Origin of the sequence: Bacillus hominis, from assembly GCF_018332515.1 — a bacterium.
Taxonomy (GTDB): Bacteria; Bacillota; Bacilli; order Bacillales; family Bacillaceae_G; genus Bacillus_A; species Bacillus_A hominis.
Genome location: NZ_BOQD01000551.1, coordinates 1 through 266 on the forward strand (window position 1 = coordinate 1; position 266 = coordinate 266).

At 38.0% G+C, this 266-nt stretch carries 1 pseudogene; it reads right to left on the reverse strand.

The window, feature by feature from the left end:
• Positions 1–50: 50 nt before the first annotated feature.
• Positions 51–266, reverse strand: a pseudogene (locus KI356_RS27290) (hypothetical protein); the annotation flags it as partial.

The following is a 266-nucleotide window of genomic DNA, read 5'->3' on the forward strand; positions in this document are numbered from 1 at the left end:
TAAAAACCGCGAAAAAGGTATTTATCCTTTTTCACGGTTTTTGTTGATTGTTATTTAATTACCATTTCCTTAGAGGTGTAGGCACTATCCCCTTTCATTACCCATTCATGACCCGAATAACCAGTGGTAATTGGCCCTCTGGATGAAACTTTAACGTTCACACGATCTGTAATTTTAGCATTATTCTTTTCTGCCTCTCTAGAAGACCCGTCATCAAAGCTAGCCCTTACAGTCATCTTGTAAAAATGAGGTTCATTTGTTTTCGC